Origin of the sequence: Burkholderia sp. 22313 (assembly GCF_052045245.1) — a bacterium.
In the GTDB taxonomy this organism is placed as follows: Bacteria; Pseudomonadota; Gammaproteobacteria; order Burkholderiales; family Burkholderiaceae; genus Burkholderia.
Window position 1 is genome coordinate 1 of record NZ_JBQEON010000043.1, and the last position, 15,821, is coordinate 15,821.

10 protein-coding genes are annotated in these 15,821 nt (G+C 67.2%); 4 read left to right on the forward strand and 6 right to left on the reverse strand.

Translation table 11 applies throughout. The annotated features are described in order from the left end of the window. A partial coding sequence (locus tag ACTJKF_RS27460) for an amino acid permease (RefSeq protein ID WP_440627818.1) occupies positions 1–1,107 on the reverse strand: 1,107 nt, incomplete at its 3' end. A 642-nt stretch (positions 1,108–1,749) separates the two neighbouring features. Here ACTJKF_RS27460 and amaB point away from each other — a divergent pair. Then, complete coding sequence (gene amaB / locus ACTJKF_RS27465) at positions 1,750–3,261, forward strand: L-piperidine-6-carboxylate dehydrogenase (protein ID WP_440627820.1); 1,512 nt, start codon at positions 1,750–1,752, stop codon at positions 3,259–3,261. A gap of 146 nt (positions 3,262–3,407) precedes the next feature. On the opposite strand, the gene ACTJKF_RS27470 is transcribed toward amaB, so the two are convergent. Continuing rightward, positions 3,408–5,882, reverse strand: a complete 2,475-nt coding sequence (locus ACTJKF_RS27470; protein ID WP_440627822.1) for a DUF3772 domain-containing protein — start codon at positions 5,880–5,882, stop codon at positions 3,408–3,410. Positions 5,883–6,300: 418 nt separating this feature from the next. On the opposite strand from ACTJKF_RS27470, the gene ACTJKF_RS27475 reads away from it, so the two are divergent. Together ACTJKF_RS27475 and ACTJKF_RS27480 are read left to right on the forward strand one after the other, a co-directional pair. Next, positions 6,301–7,719 carry an MFS transporter gene (locus ACTJKF_RS27475; RefSeq protein ID WP_440627823.1) on the forward strand — a complete coding sequence of 473 codons (1,419 nt, stop codon included), beginning with the start codon at positions 6,301–6,303 and terminating at the stop codon, positions 7,717–7,719. Between the two features lie 284 nt (positions 7,720–8,003). Further along, positions 8,004–9,281, forward strand: coding sequence for a hypothetical protein (locus ACTJKF_RS27480; protein WP_440627824.1), 1,278 nt, complete (start codon positions 8,004–8,006; stop codon positions 9,279–9,281). A 125-nt stretch (positions 9,282–9,406) separates the two neighbouring features. Here ACTJKF_RS27480 and ACTJKF_RS27485 read toward each other — a convergent pair whose 3' ends face one another. Further along, a complete protein-coding gene (locus ACTJKF_RS27485; protein WP_440627826.1) occupies positions 9,407–11,605 on the reverse strand; it encodes a penicillin-binding protein 1A in 2,199 nt (732 codons plus the stop codon). Between the two features lie 96 nt (positions 11,606–11,701). Beyond that, entirely contained in the window at positions 11,702–13,255 is a 1,554-nt protein-coding gene (gene pdxR / locus ACTJKF_RS27490; RefSeq protein WP_440627828.1) for a MocR-like pyridoxine biosynthesis transcription factor PdxR, read from the reverse strand. A 128-nt stretch (positions 13,256–13,383) separates the two neighbouring features. Here pdxR and ACTJKF_RS27495 point away from each other — a divergent pair, with 128 nt between their 5' ends. Next, positions 13,384–14,022 carry an FMN-binding negative transcriptional regulator gene (locus ACTJKF_RS27495; RefSeq protein ID WP_440627830.1) on the forward strand — a complete coding sequence of 213 codons (639 nt, stop codon included), beginning with the start codon at positions 13,384–13,386 and terminating at the stop codon, positions 14,020–14,022. Positions 14,023–14,492: 470 nt separating this feature from the next. Here ACTJKF_RS27495 and ACTJKF_RS27500 read toward each other — a convergent pair whose 3' ends face one another. Then, the gene (locus tag ACTJKF_RS27500; protein ID WP_440627831.1) at positions 14,493–15,125 is read right to left on the reverse strand and encodes a type VI secretion system amidase effector protein Tae4; all 633 of its coding nucleotides are present in this window, start codon (positions 15,123–15,125) and stop codon (positions 14,493–14,495) included. Beyond that, positions 15,125–15,682 (reverse strand): PAAR domain-containing protein, encoded by a 558-nt coding sequence (locus ACTJKF_RS27505; protein WP_440627833.1) that lies wholly within the window; start codon positions 15,680–15,682, stop codon positions 15,125–15,127. The genes ACTJKF_RS27500 and ACTJKF_RS27505 overlap by 1 nt, the downstream gene beginning before the upstream one ends. Between the last annotated feature and the right edge of the window lie 139 nt (positions 15,683–15,821).

A 15,821-nucleotide genomic window follows, 5' to 3' on the forward strand; every position in this document is an offset into this window, starting at 1 on the left:
GAAGCACAGCGCGCCGACGGCCGTCGTCGCATACAGCGCGTTGCGCGGCACACCGCCCGGCGACAGCTTCGCGAACAGCTTCGGCGCGCGGCCTTCGACGGCGAGGTTGTAGAGCATCCGCGTCGACGCATACATGCCCGAGTTGCCGGCCGACAGCACGGCCGTCAGAATCACCGCGTTCATCACGCCGGCCGCGAACGCGAGGCCCGCGTGGCGGAACACGAGCGTGAACGGGCTGACACCGATGTCGGTCACGTCGCTCTTCAGCAGGCTCGGGTCGGTGTACGGAATCAGCACGCCGATCACGAAGATCGCGAACACGTAGAACAGCAGGATCCGCCAGAAGATCTGGCTGACCGCGCGCGGGATCGTGGTGCGCGGGTTCTCCGATTCGCCGGCCGCGACGCCGATCATTTCGGTGCCCTGGAACGAGAAGCCCGCGATCATCGCGACGCCGAGCATCGTCGCCCAGCCGCCCGCGAACGGCGCATCGCCGATCGTGAGGTTGCCCCAGCCCGCGCTCGGGCCGCCCTGCATGATCCCGAAGATCATCAGCAGGCCGACGCCGACGAACGCGAGCACGGTCAGCACCTTGATCAGCGCGAACCAGTATTCGGCCTCGCCGAAGCCACGCACCGACAGCGCGTTGAGCGCGAAGATCAGCGTGAGGAAGATCGCGCTCCACCAGACGCCGGGCACGTGCGGAAACCAGTAATTCATCACGAGCTGCGCGGCGACGAGTTCGACCGCGAGGGTCACGGCCCAGCTGTACCAGTAGTTCCAGCCGAGCGCGAAGCCGAAGCCTTCGTCGACGAATTTCGAGCCGTAGGTCGCGAACGAGCCCGACACCGGCATGAACGCGGCCATCTCGCCGAGGCTCGTCATCAGGAAATAGACCATCAGCCCGATCATCATGTAGGCGAGCATCGCGCCGCCGGGGCCGGCCTGCGAGATCGACGCGCCGGACGCGACGAACAGGCCCGTGCCGATCGAGCCGCCGATCGCGATCATCCGCAGATGGCGCGCCTGCAGGCTGCGGTGGAGGGACGGCTTCGCGGGCGGCGAGCCGGACGGACGGGGCGAGTCGGGGCGGGCATCTGAATGCATGGCGGGTGCTGGGCGCTGTCTCCGGGATTGTTTTTTGGCTACGAAGTGCGACGCGCTGCCGGCCGCCGGCCGGGCAGCGGCGCTGCCTCGCGGGGCCGAGCCGGATCGGCCGGGTCCAGCGGGCCGCGACGCGGGTCGCCTTCGTCTGTTGTCCGGCCGCCGTTGGGCGGCCGTCGGCGCGGCGGGTGCGGTGCACCTCGACGCCGCCCCGATTGTGGGTGCCCGCCGCGGGTGCGGCAAACGATATTTCCGCACAGGGTGATGCAACTTTGTCATCAAGTCGCGGCGCGCCGCAAGCGGCGGGGCGGCCCGGACACCGGCCTTGGACAGGTCCCATGCCCGTGCCGAAACGGGCGGATTCGTCCTGCCCAGGTGTTGCGTTTTGGGAATGAAGTCGTGAGTTAATATCAATAGCGGCCCGACTTGTGGCCGCCGACAATGTGTCTCATGGATCGTGCCTCGCGAGGCGGGGGCGCGCCGTCCGGCCGGATTTCCGGTGGCGGCGCCGTGCGATGCGCCGTGCGGCGCACCGGGCCTGCCGAGCTGCGCATCCGCTTGCACAGGGCGCGCGAACGCGCTCCAATCGAATCACGCGGGCGGCGTCGCCGCCGCACCGATCAATCTGTCCCTGAAGAGGAAGTGATGCAATTCAACGACATTCTTGCTGCGCTCGACATCGATCTCGCCCAGTGGAAAGGCAATGCGCTGACCGCGCGTTCGCCGCTCGACGGCGCGACGCTCGCGACGCTGGCGGTCGACTCGCCCGCCGACGCCGAGCGCAAGATCGACGCCGCGCACGACGCATTCCTCAAGTGGCGCACGGTGCCGGCGCCGGTGCGCGGCGAACTCGTGCGCGTGTTCGGCAACGTGCTGCGCGAGCACAAGGCCGAGCTCGGCCGCCTCGTCACGCTCGAAGCCGGCAAGATCACGTCGGAAGGCCTCGGCGAAGTGCAGGAAATGATCGACATCTGCGACTTCGCGGTCGGCCTGTCGCGTCAGCTTTACGGCCTCACGATCGCGTCCGAGCGCCCGGGCCACCGGATGATGGAAACGTGGCACCCGATCGGCGTGTGCGGCGTGATTTCGGCGTTCAACTTCCCGGTCGCGGTGTGGGCGTGGAACGCGGCGCTCGCGTTCGTGTGCGGCGATTCGGTCGTGTGGAAGCCGTCGGAGAAGACGCCGCTGACCGCGATCGCGTGCCACGTGCTGCTCCAGAAGGCGATCCGTGAGTTCGACAAGACCCATCCGGGCGTCGCGCCGAAGGAACTGAGCCAGCTGGTGCTCGGCATGCGCGATGTCGGTGAGGTGCTGACGGCGTCGAAGAAGGTGCCGGTCGTCAGCGCGACGGGCAGCGTGCGGATGGGCCAGGAGGTCGCGAAGGTGCTGAGCCAGCGTCTCGCGCGCGGCATCCTCGAGCTCGGCGGCAACAACGGGATGATCGTCGCGCCGAGCGCGGATCTGGATCTCGTCGTGCGCGCGGTCACGTTCGCGGCGGTCGGCACGGCCGGCCAGCGTTGCACGACGCTGCGCCGCCTGATCGTGCATCGCAGCCTCGTCGAGCAACTGCTGCCGCGCATCGAGAAGGCCTATGCGTCGGTGAAGGTCGGCAATCCGCTCGAAGAAGGCACGCTGGTCGGCCCGCTGGTCGATCGTGCGTCGTTCGACGCGATGCAGAAGGCGCTGGCCGATGCGCGCGAGCAGGGCGGCGAAGTGAAGGGCGGCGAGCGTGTCGACGTCGGTCACGCGGATGCGTACTACGTGCGTCCGGCGATCGTGCGGATGCCGAAGCAATCAGCGGTGGTCGAGCGCGAGACGTTCGCGCCGATCCTGTACGTGATGGTCTACGACAACTTCGACGACGCGATCGAACTGCACAACGCGGTGCCGCAGGGCCTGTCGTCGGCGATCTTCACGAACGACATGCGTGAAGCCGAGCAGTTCATGTCAGCGGCCGGCAGCGATTGCGGGATCGTCAACGTGAACATCGGCACGAGCGGCGCGGAAATCGGTGGCGCGTTCGGCGGCGAGAAGGAAACGGGCGGCGGCCGCGAGTCGGGTTCGGATGCGTGGAAGGCGTATATGCGCCGTGCGACGAACACGATCAACTACAGCCGGCAACTGCCGCTGGCGCAGGGGGTGAAATTCGACGTGTGACGGCAGGCGCCCGCGAGGGGGCGTTGACGGTCGAATCGATCGAATCGATCGAATGAAAAGGGCCGGTTGCCGCGAAAGCGGTAACCGGCCCTTGTCGTTTTCGGCGATGCGCGCGCCGCGACGCTCGAGCGGCGCGCGCCGCCGATTCATTCACTCACTCGCGGTTCATGCCGGGTGGCGCCATCGCTTGCCGGCATGTTCTGCACGACCAGCATCTGCGGCGTCGACAACGTGATCTTTGCCGCGCGCAACTGCTTCAGGATCTCGAACAGCAGATCGCTCTTCGTCGAACCCGCGATCCGCGGGCTCGCCACGTAGCCGGTCACGCTGAGCGTGATGCCGTCCGGCGTGAGCTGGCTGAACGTGACCGACGGCGCCGGCTTGTCGAGAATCGCCGTGTGTTCGCGGTACGCGTCGAGCAGCAGGTCGCGCACCTGCTCGGGGTCGGTGTTCAGCGGGAACGTCAGCATCAGCGTCGCGACGCCCTGCGTGCTGTTGCCCATCGTCACGTTGCGCACGTTCTGCGAGATCAGCTGCGAGTTCGGCACGATCACGGTCGAACGGTCGCTCAACTGGATCTCGGTCGCACGCACGTTGATGCGGCGGATGTCGCCCTCGACGCCCGCGATGCTGACCATGTCGCCGACCTTCACCGGGCGCTCCGTCAGCAGGATCAGCCCCGACACGAAGTTCTTCACGATCTCCTGCAGACCGAAGCCGATACCGACCGACAGCGCGCTGACGATCCACGCGAGGTTGCTCCATTTGACGCCGAGCAGCCCCAGCGTCATCAGCACGACGAGGACATAGCCGACGTTGGTGAACAGCGTGATCAGCGACACGCGCATGCCCGCATCCATGCCGAGCGCCGGCATGAACTCGTTGTCGAGCCAGCGGCGCACCGAACGCAGCAGGTAGAAGCCGATCGCGAACCCGATTGCCGCGTTCATGATCCGGTCGGGCATGATGTTCAGGCTCTGCAGCCGCTGGCCGCCGATCATCGCGACCGCGCTGTCGAGCAGGTCGCTCGGCGTCGTGCCGAAACCGCCCGTCAGCAGCGCGATGGCGGCGACCAGCATCAGCAGGCTCGTGCCGAGGCCGGACACGACCGTGTGCGCCTGCTCGAGATGCCGATCGTCGAGCGCGAACAGGTGCTTGATCTGCTTGCCGGTCGACAGGTTCGCGGAGAACAGGCTTTCGCTCGCGTCGCGCGTCAGCTGCGTCAGGATGTAGACGCTGCACAGCACGATCTCGAACCACACGAGCTCGTACGTGATGAAGCGCGCAACCGTGATGTAGCCGATCAGCAGCGCGACCAGCGACACGACGATCGCCAGCGTGACGCCGGCATGGATCAGGCCCGCGAGCGTCGAACGGTTCTCGGGCGCCTCGCCGGATGCCGCGATGGCGGCGCGGACGCGATTCGCGCGCAGGATCGACGCGCCGACGGTCAGCACGACGACGAGCGAGACGATGCCGCGGCCGAACAGCGTGACGGACAGGCTGGTATCGACGATCCGGTTGATCGATTCGAGCGTGCCGGATAGCAGCAGCAGCGCAGCCAGCACGCCGGGGAACGGCCTCATCGCCAGCGCGACGGGATCGGCGAGCGCCGGCAGCCGCCACGACGGATGCCGGGTGCAGAGCAACGCGCGGCCGAGGCCGGCGATCAGCGCGCAGGTCACGGCGAGCTTCGCGAACTGATCCCACAGATCGGACATCGACGGCGTCAGCTCGAAGTGGCGGGCGAGCGCGAGATAGAGGATCTGGATGGCAACCGCGGTGGCCAGCAGCGTCGAGAACGCCGTCGCCAGCGCCAGCGCGCTGCGTCGCAGCCGGGTGGGCGGCAGGCGGTTCAGGCAGACCCACGCGAGCCCGCGTTCGACGACGCGGCGGCCGCCGAGCCAGGCCGCCAGCGCGGCGATCAGCAGCAGCGTGGTGATCGCGCGCTGGCCGGGGGTCCAGGACGACCGCAGCATGTCGCCCAGTTCGCCGTTGAAGTCCTCGAGCCGCTGGACGTCGTCCGGCGACAGATGGAACAGCGGCAGCCAGAATTGCGCGCCGAAGATGCTGCCCGAACGGAAGGCGAGCTGGTTCCTCAGCAGGCCGCGGTGCAGCTTCGCGAACTGGTCGTTCAGGTTCGCGAGGTTGGTCTTCTGGTCGGCCGCCTGTTTCAGCGCGGCTTCGATTTGCGTCTTGCGCGCGTTCAGCGTCGCCCGCTGTTGCGCGACCGCGGGTGTCTCGGGCGAGGCGCCCGGCGCCGGCGGCGGGCCGAGCACGTCGAGCTGCGCCTGGATCTGCGTGCGCTGCGGCGCGAGCTCGCTCTGCAGCTTCTCGACGTCGGCGCTCAGTTCCTGGGTCGCGTCGCCGAGCCCGTCGAGCTCCTTGCTGTTGGTGGCGTTCGACGTCTGCTGCTTGATGCGGTCCTGTTGCACCTGCATCTGCTTGAGCTGCGCCACCGCGTCGCTCAGCGAAATGGTCGGCACGGGGGCACCGGCGCCGCTCGCGCCCGGTGCGGATGCGGCCGCCGGAAACGCCGACGCGGTTGCGATCGCCGCGAACTGCAGCAGTGCGAACAGCGCGATCCGGCGTGCGTACGTGGATAGTCGTTGTATGGACATGGAATACTTACGTTTTGCCGACAATGCCGGGTGCCGAAAGGCGCCCGGAAGCCGGGAGTTGGCCCGGTAGCATGTTACCGGGGCGTGGCGGTCGCGGTCGCGACGAATGCGCGCCCTGTTTCCGTGCGCCAGGACGCCCGCGTGGGCTCGCGATGGCCCCCGTGCGCCGTTGCCGACGGGGGCTGCGCCGGGTTCGGCCGCGGCCGGACAGCCGCCTGCCGCGACGGTGACGCACCTTACAGAACCGACAGAAGGTTACGCAAGTTACACTTTCTCCGGCGCGAAAGTGGGGTGTCCGAACCGGTTCGCCACCTGGCGCCGGCCGCGCGGCGTGCCGGTACAATGCAGCGAATCGCCCGACGGCGGCCCGCTGGCCGCCGGACAACAACACACGACACGATCAGGAGACACGACCAAGATGGTCTCAACGGACAGCATTCCACAGGCAGCCGCCTCGTCCTCTTCCATCGATGCCGGCTCGATTGCGGCCCGCCTCGACCGCCTGCCGCCGACCCGCAGCGTCTGGAAGCTCGTCGTGCTGCTGAGCCTCGGCTTCTTCTTCGAACTCTACGACCTGCTATACAGCGGCTACGTCGCGCCGGGCCTCGTGAAAAGCGGGATCCTGTCCGCGACGACGCACGGGCTGTTCGGCACCACGGGCGTCGCGAGCTTCATCGCCGCGCTGTTTTCCGGCCTCTTCATCGGCACGATCGCGTGCGGCTTCCTCGCGGACCGCTTCGGCCGCCGCGCGATCTTCACGTGGTCGCTGCTGTGGTACACGGCCGCCAACGTCGTGATGGCGTTCCAGGACACGGCAGGCGGGCTGAACTTCTGGCGCTTCGTCGTCGGCCTCGGGCTCGGCGTCGAGATGGTGACGATCGGCACGTACATCTCCGAACTCGTGCCGAAGCAGATTCGCGGCCGCGCGTTCGCGTGCGAGCAGGCGGTCGGGTTCGTCGCGGTGCCGGTGGTCGCGTTCCTCGCGTACCTGCTCGTGCCGCAAGCGCCGTTCGGCCTCGACGGCTGGCGCTGGGTCGTGCTGATCGGCGCGCACGGCGCGCTGTTCGTGTGGTGGATTCGCCGCGCATTGCCCGAAAGCCCGCGCTGGCTCGCGCAGCAGGGCCGCGTCGACGAAGCGGACCGCATCATGCGCGCGCTCGAGGCGAAGGTCGAAGCCGAATACGGCCGGCCGCTGCCGCCGCTCGCGCCGGCCGAGCCGGTGCCGCCGCGCGGCAGCTTCCGCGACATGTGGGTGCCGCCGTATCGCCGGCGCACGATCATGATGACGATCTTCAACGTGTTCCAGACGGTCGGCTTCTACGGCTTCGCGAACTGGGTGCCGACGCTGCTGATCAAGCAGGGCATCACGATCACGTCGAGCCTCATGTATTCGAGCGTGATCGCACTCGCGGCGCCGCTCGGTCCGCTGATCGGCCTCGTGATCGCCGACCGCTTCGAGCGCAAGTCGGTGATCGTCGCGATGGCGGCGGCGATCGTCGTCTGCGGGTTGCTGTTCAGTCAGACGACGGTGGGCGCGTTCCTGATCGTGCTCGGCATCGGGCTGACGCTCGCGAGCAACATCATGTCGTACAGCTTCCATGCCTATCAGGCCGAGCTGTTCCCGACGTCGATCCGGGCGCGTGCGGTGGGCTTCGTCTACTCGTGGAGCCGCTTCTCGGCGATCTTCTCGTCGTTCGTGATCGCGGCCGTGCTGAAAGGTTTCGGCACGTTCGGCGTGTTCGCGTTCATCGCCGGCGCGATGGTGATCGTGATGGCCGCGATCGGGTTCATGGGGCCGCGTACCAAAGGCATCGCGCTCGAAACCATTTCCAAGTAAGCAGTGGTGGCGCGCCCGCGTGTCGCGTGCGGCATGCGGGCGAAGGCCTGCGGTTGCAACGTACCCGGTAGGCCGAACGAAGCAGCGTGCCACGCGGCGGCGATGCGGCGGCAACGAGTTGCAACAAAGCGTGACCAGGCGCAAAACCGGGGGTTCGGCCCTGCCGATTTCGGTTCGCACGAGTAGAATGAAAGACCTGACGACTCATTAGCCGCCATCGGACCGGACGCGTTGCACGCGCGAACGGCTCCACCGCGAAGAGGCGTCGGCGCCGGGGGCAGGTGATGTGTCCGGCGTGTCGATGGTTCGCGCGGAAGAGGTGCCGTTCGCCACGCGCGGCGGCCGGATCGGCCGATGGCTTCGATCGCATGATGCTTTCCGACCTCGCGCGGCGGTTGCCCAAGCCGCGTTGCCGTGCCCTCGCAGTCGCCACGTCCGCGTGGCTCGCTGCCGCCCTCCCGATTTCCGTTCTTGTCGAGCGGCCGGCGTTTGCCGCGTCCGACGCCCCGTCGTCCGTTGTTACGCCATCCTTATCGACTTCTTCGGCCGCGCACCCGGCTTCGCCGGCACCTGTGTCGTCGGGAGCCTCGCCATCGTCCACGGCATCCGCTGCCCATCACGCGTCCTCGGCCAGCGGGGCATCGGCGGCTTCCGCGGCGTCCACCGCAGCGCCGGCTTCAGCGGCATCCCCTGCATCGGCCGCATCCGGCACGCCGGCAAGCGAAGCCGAGGCGCCCGCGCCGACGCCGCCGCGCCGGCACCCGGCGCTGTCGGCCGACGAAGCGAAGGACGCAACCGCGCGGGCGATCGACATGCGCAAGCGCTTCACGCAGGAAGTCACGCGGCGCCTGAACGTGCCCGCCAGCGAGCAGCGCGCGTACGGCGCGCGCCTGCAGAAGGCCCTCGCCGCCGCGGATCTCGGCGACCTGGCCGGCGAATACGTCGCGATGGTCGACCGCGCACCGAACGTGCAGGCGCTGTTCATCTACTTCCGCGCGACGCCGGCCAATGCATGGCTGTTGATCGGTGCGTCGCCGGTCGGCACCGGCTGGCCCGGCAAGTACGATCATTTCCTGACGCCGCTCGGCGTGTTCGATCATTCGCCCGACAACATGGATTTCCGCGCGGAAGGCACGACGAACGACAACGGCATTCGCGGCTACGGCCGCCGCGACATGCGCATCTACGACTTCGGCTGGGTGGACGGCGAGCGTGGCTGGGGCAAGGGCGGCAAATCGCCGATGCGCTTCCAGATGCATGCGACCGACCCCGATCGCCTCGAGCCGCTGCTCGGTATCCGGCACTCGAAGGGCTGCGTGCGGATTCCTGCGTCGCTGAACACGTTCCTCGATCGCCACGGGATCCTCGACGACGACTACCAGGCGCGCGTGGAGGCCGGCAAGTCGCTGTGGGTGCTGCGCCGCGATCGCGACATCACGCCGATCGCCGGCCGCTACCTGGTCGTGATCGACACCGAGCGCAAGACGCGTCCGGCATGGTCGCCGGCGCCGGGCCGCCACGCATGGTCGAAGCTGCCGAAGAGCGGCGACACGGCGGACTGACGACCGCCGGTTCGACGGCGCGGGAGGCGGGCCGGCCATCGGATGTCAACGGATCCGTTGTGTCGACACACGAGAAACGGGATCGATGGCGCGCGGGGCGACGACGCGTCGTTGCCGTGCCGCGATCAGCGGAAAATCTTCAGCCAGTCGAACAGGCCGGGCTGCGGACGCCGCCTCGGTGCCGGCGCCGGCGCACGGTGCGGCCGGAAGTCGGGCGAGAACTGCACATGCGGGTCGATCGCGCCCGCACGCAGCGCCGCATCGTAGAACGAGCCGACGATCGGCAACGCGCTGTGCGCGCCCGCGCCCCAGTAGTCGCTGCGCAGCGTCACGCTGCCGTCGTCGAAGCCGACCCACGCGCCGGCCACCAGTTGCGGATGCATCAGGATGAACCAGCCGTCCGTGTTGTCCTGCGTCGTGCCGGTCTTGCCCGCGACGTCGATGCGAATCCCGTAGCGCGAGCGAATGTCGGCGCCGGTCCCGTAATCGACGACGCTGCGCATCGTGTCGACGAGCGTCTGCGCCGCGGCCACGGGCAACGCGCGTTCGGGCGGCGCGCTGCCGAACGCGGCGAGCACCTTGCCGTCGCGATCCTCGATGCGCGTGATCATCTGCGGCGCGACGTACACGCCGCGGTTCGCGATCGTCCCGTACGCGGACACCATTTCCTTCAGCGTGACCGGGCTCGTCCCGAGCGCGAGCGACGGCACCGCATCGAGCGGGCTCTCGCGCACGCCCATCGCGCGCGCGAGCTGCGCGACCTTTGCGGCGCCTTCGCGCTGCATCACCTGTGCGGTGATGCGGTTGCGCGACAGCGCCAGCCCGTCGCGCAGCGTCATCGGCGCGTCGGTCGGCGGCTCCGCATCGGTCGGACGCCACACCGCATGCGCATCGATCGGAATCGCGACGGGGCGATCGACGAACGTATCGCCCGGTCGCATCCCGTCCGCGAACGCGGCGCCATAGACGAACGGCTTGAACGTCGAGCCCGGCTGGCGCCGTGCCTGCACGACGTGATCGAACGGCTCGCTGCCGAAATCGGGGCTGCCGACCCACGCGCGGATCGCGCCGTTGCGCGGGTCGATCGCGACGAAGCCGGCCTGCACCCGCGTCTTGCGCTCGCACAACGCGCGCACGAACGCGCGGTTCGAACCGAGCTGCTTCAACGCTGCCGCATCGGCGAGCCCGGCGGCGCGCGCGTCGCGATAGTCGGGCGTCTGCCGGATGAAGCCGCGGAACAGGTCGTTGCGCAAGCCGCAGCCGGACGGGTTGTGCCATGCGTCGTCGGCGATCGCCTGCAGGCGATCGGTTTGCTGCGTGAGCGCGTCCGTCGCCATTCGTTGCAGCCGTGCATCGAGCGTCGTGCGCACGACGAGGCCGTCCGAATAGAGATCGTAGTTGTTGCGATCGGCCCACGCGATCAGCCACTTGCGCAGCTGCACCGCGAAGTGCGGCGCGGGGCCCGGCTGCGCGGTCTGCGGCTCGAAGTCGACCCGCAGCGGCCGGCGCTGCAATTGCGCGAGCTGGCGCGGCGACAGCATCCCCATCGCGGCCATGCGCGCGAGCACGATGTTGCGGCGCTGGACCGCGCGCTCCGGGTTCAGCACCGGGTTGTAGTAGCTGTTGCCCTTCAGCATCCCGACGAGCGTCGCGCTCTCGACGATGTCGAGCTGGTCGGCCGACTTGCCGAAATAGGTGCGCGCGGCCATTTCGACGCCGTACGCGTTGTACAGGAACGGCACGGTGTTCAGGTAGGTCTCGAGAATCTCGTCCTTGCTGTACACCGTCTCGATCTTGAACGCGGTGATCAGCTCCTTCACCTTGCGCGTGAGCGTCGGCGCGCGGCCGACTTCATCCGGATACAGATTGCGCGCGAGCTGCTGCGTGATCGTCGAGCCGCCCTGGCGGCTGCCCGAGAACGTATGCAGCCCGGCGGCGAGCGTGCGGCGCCAGTCGATCCCGTGATGCGCGTAGAAGCGGTGATCCTCGGTCGCGATCAGCGCATCGACCATGTGCGGCGAGATCTGCTTGAGCGGCACCCATTCGCGGTTGACGGGCCGGAACTCCGCGATCAGCTGGCCGTCGGCCGACAGCACGCGCGCGGGGCGGTCGATGCGGGCCTTGCGGATGTCGCCGATGCTCGGCGTGAACGGGACGAACGCGAGCAGGACCAGCAGGCCGAGCACCGGTATCGCGGCGAGCGTCAGCGCGATGCCGCGGCGCGTCGGATGACGCAGGCGATGCCACGCGCCGGCACCCAGCGCACGGGCGCCGGTACGGCAGCGAAGCCACAGGTCTCGAAGAAACGGCACGAAGCGATTCACGGCGACGGGAGCGCGGTCGGAAAAGGCGCGATCCTAGCAAACCCGGCCGCGCGGCCGGTGGCTATAAAGGCCTTTTCTTGCAGGATTTACAGACGATTACGTTTGTTGCCGTCGAACAACCTTTCGCTGCGTGCGTCGCCGCGATTCTTCCGATGAATCGCGCCCGGCCGCGTCGTCGACCACCTCGGCGAGCCGCTGCGCGGCCGCTTCGATTCGCGCGCGATCGAACCCGCCGAAGCCGAGCACGAGGCCCGGGCGCGCGGTGCCCGGCGCGAACATCGGCGACACCGCGCGCACCGCGACGCCCGCCTGTGCCGCGCGCGCGACCACGTCGAGATCGTCGATTCCTGCCGCGAGCCACAGCACGACGTGCATGCCCTGATCGCCCGGCTGGACCCACGCGCGTTCGCGCGGCAGCCTCGCGTGGAGCGTATCGATCAGCAGCGCGCGTTGTTCCGCATAGACGCCGCGCACGCGGCGAATGTGACGGTCGAGATGGCCTTCCGCGATGAACGCGGCGAGCACGTGCTGATCGGCGGTCGGCGCGTGGCGATCCATCAGCACGCGCGCGCCGCAGAACGCGGGCACGAGCTCGGCCGGCGCGATCACGTAGCCGAGCCGCAGCGACGGAAACAGGATCTTGCTGAACGTGCCGAGATAGACGACGCGATCGGGATCGAGCCCTTGCAGCGACGGGAACGGATAGCCTTCGTAGCGCAGCTCGCTGTCGTAATCGTCCTCGACCACCCACGCGCGCTGCGTGCGCGCCCAGCCGAGCAGCGCGTTGCGCCGCGCCATGCTCATCGGCATTCCCAGCGGGTACTGGTGCGATGGCGTGACGAAGGCCGCCCGTGCATCCGGTGCCGCGCGGATGCCGGCTTCGACGTCGATGCCGTCCGCGTCGACCGGCACGCGGACCATCGCGTCGCGGCGCCCGGTGCTCTCGAGCAGTGCGGTGATGCCGCGATAGGCGGGATTCTCGACCCATGCGCGCTCGCCGGCACCGAGCAGCACTTGAGCGGCGAGGTGCAGCCCCTGCTGCGTGCCGCTCGTGATCACGACCTGATCGGCATTGCAGCGCACCGAGCGCGACCGGCGCACGTAGTCGGCGATCGCTTCGCGCAGCGGCAACGCGCCTTGCGGATCCGCATAGCCGGACGGCGCACCGGCGCCGCGCGCACGCAGGCGGTTGCCGAGCCGGCGCCAGACGTCGTCGGGTGCGGTGAGCCCGACCGGCACCGAGATCGCGAACGGCACGGCCGGCAGCGGACGGAATTCGCGTGCGATCCGCGCGAACGTCGCGGCCGGTTCGGGCAGGCCGGTGCCGGCGCTGCGCGGGCAGTCGGTCGAGGGCTCGCCGCTGGCCGGCGGCGGCTCGGCCAGCGCGTTCGCGATCCGCGTGCCGGCGCCGCCGCGCGACTCCAGGAAGCCTTCGGCGACGAGCTGCGCATACGCATCGACGACGGTGCCGCGCGCGACCTGCAGCGATGCCGCGAGCAGCCGCGTGGACGGCAACGTGTCGCCGGGCCGCACGTCGCCGCGGCGCACCGCGTCGCGCAACGCCTGCGCGAGCTGGCGGCTGAGGTCGCCGGCGGCGCGGTCGAGCGCGCCGAGCGACGGGATTTCGACGATCCGGGCGGTTCTGGCCATGATTCTGGTCTGCTGAAATTGTTCGAAACCGGCTCTACAGCATAAGCCAGTTAGCAATCACAATCGGGGCATGACGAGCCCGTTTCCCGCTCGTTCGATCCTGAACCCTGTCCGACCGTGGAGCCGCCATGTATGTCCCCGCCGATTTCGCCGAAGCCCGCCCCGACGCGCTGCGCGAGCTGATCGTCCAGCATCCGTTCGGCAGCCTGGTCACGCACGGGAAGAGCGGGCTCGACGCGAATCACATCCCGTTCGAACTGCTGCCGGGCGACGGCGGCCTCGGCGAGCTGCATGCGCACGTCGCCCGCGCGAATCCGGTCTGGCAGGAGGTCGCGAACGGCGACGAGGTGCTCGTGATCTTCCGCGCGGGCGACGCGTATATCTCGCCGAACTGGTATCCGAGCAAGCACGTCGCGCATCGGCAGGTGCCGACGTGGAACTACGTGGTCGTGCATGCGCACGGCCGCATCACGGTGCGCGACGACGAGAAGTTCGTGCGCGGCGTGGTCGCGCGGCTGACGCGCACGCACGAGGCATCGCAGCCGGTGCCGTGGAAGATGGCCGACGCGCCGAAGGACTATCTCGACACGATGCTGCAGTCGATCGTCGGGCTGCAGATCGAGATCACGCGGCTCGTCGGCAAGCGCAAGCTCGGGCAGAACAAGGCGGTCGAGGATATTCGCGGCGCGGGCGACGCGCTGATCGCGGACGGGAAGCTCGCGATCGGGGAGGCGATGCTGGTGGAGGCGGACCGGAAGAACGAATAATCTTGCGGTCGCGAGGTGAGGGGCTCCTCGCCTGAACCACAACACCGCGCAAATGCCGCTTATGTGCGGACGGGTTTTCCTTGACGCGTCCGAACCTTGTAGGGCAATACACATGCCGGTGAAGGAAGGCGGCACGTGTCGTACAGGTCTGGCGATTCATTTCATGACGTAATCGACAATGTATAGGGCGGCGGTCACGACGAGAATTGCGACGCTCCACAGTGCCCATGTTCTAGTGGGCCAACGCTTCCACGCAACGGCGTTGAGTGTGCCGAAAGCGATAGCCGGGCCGAAAAAATACGAAATTATTATTGGTGCAATCCACCAAGGCGTCGGGCATTTGCCTAGTTCATGGCAGCTTGTAGCGATATGGTCAGGTTTGGCCCAGTGAACACGGCTGAGCGCATAGATAAATATCCATGCGACCAGCAGCCCGAACAAAAAGCCGCAGAGCGATATCGCAAGCCGTTTCACTTGATTTCCCAAAATAAGATTTGCTTCGAGCCGCCAAGATCAGAATACGATGCGTCGCCGAGTATGGTCGCCCCTTGACGAACAGACCTCGCGCCAAAATAACGCCCCCATGTCGCGAACCCATTCCAAAATCCGCTGACCGTCAAACGCGATCCGTTCCACAGATCAATATGGCCGCCACTTGCGCTCTCGGTCGATTCGCCAGTGCGCGTCCAGTACCTGGAGAACTGGATGATACCGGTACGGCCTTTGACCCTCTCTTCCCAATCCTCCCCGGTAATATTTTCGGCTTTCGGAAGACCTGCGAACGGCTGCAGTTGCAACCATGCACCCAGCTCATCAGCACGTGTTGCGGTGGGTTTCCCGTCAAGCAATATACGGCCGATCGTCTTTGCGCCCAACATTGGTTTGACGTTCTTTGCATTGAACGACTTCATTCCGACACCGACCCGATGCAGAGTAACGCTAAGGCGAATGGCGCATTGATTGGTATACGCCGGGTTGTGGTACGGATTGCCGGACGGGAAGTTATCCCAAAGCTCTTTAAAGGTGATGCCTGATAGTGGCACCTCTTTCTCGGAACCTTGCGTGTTGTTAGTACGAACTTTCGTGGGCTCGGTGTGTGGCATCAATTATCCCCGTTTTGCGTCGAGAGCGCGTCATCGCCCCAGTAGACGATGTAGTCGCTTGCCTCGTCGCCGGTATGGATACGAGGTAGTTTGCCGCTTGCATCAAGACGACCAAAATGCATGCGACCGTCAGACGTTTCGATAAAGTAGGGCAACCCTTCCGTTACTTCGTTGGTCACCCGCACCCGCTCGTCGAAAGTGCCTTTCCTGACAGACACGATCTCGCCTGTTCGCGTGCGGCTCGAAACGACTTCCCCGAGCCCCTTTATTCCATCGTTGCACCAAGCTTCGCCGGCAAGCAATGCAACGATGTGCGGCGGAGTTGCGCAGCCGCACATGACGACATCGTTATCCAGCGCGACCTCACCACGGAACTTGATTCGGTATGGGCCGCCAGCTTTTGCGATGGAGCCGACGCTTTGGCACGCGGTGCAGAATGCGTTGCCCCCGATCAGGGCTGCTTGATGCCCGTGTACAAGGAACGGCGGGCCATCATATGAGCTAACTGTCCCGCCGCTTGAAAGACTATCGCCAACGACTGCAATTCTTCTTTTCATTTATCGGCCCTCTCGGAAAGCCGTCATCGTAGCCGCGTGGCGCGATAGCGCATCTCGATATTGATAGGGATCCTTGAAACGACACGTTCGAATCAGCAGCCATCGTGGGGAAAACCACATGCCGCGGGTTATGAGTCCG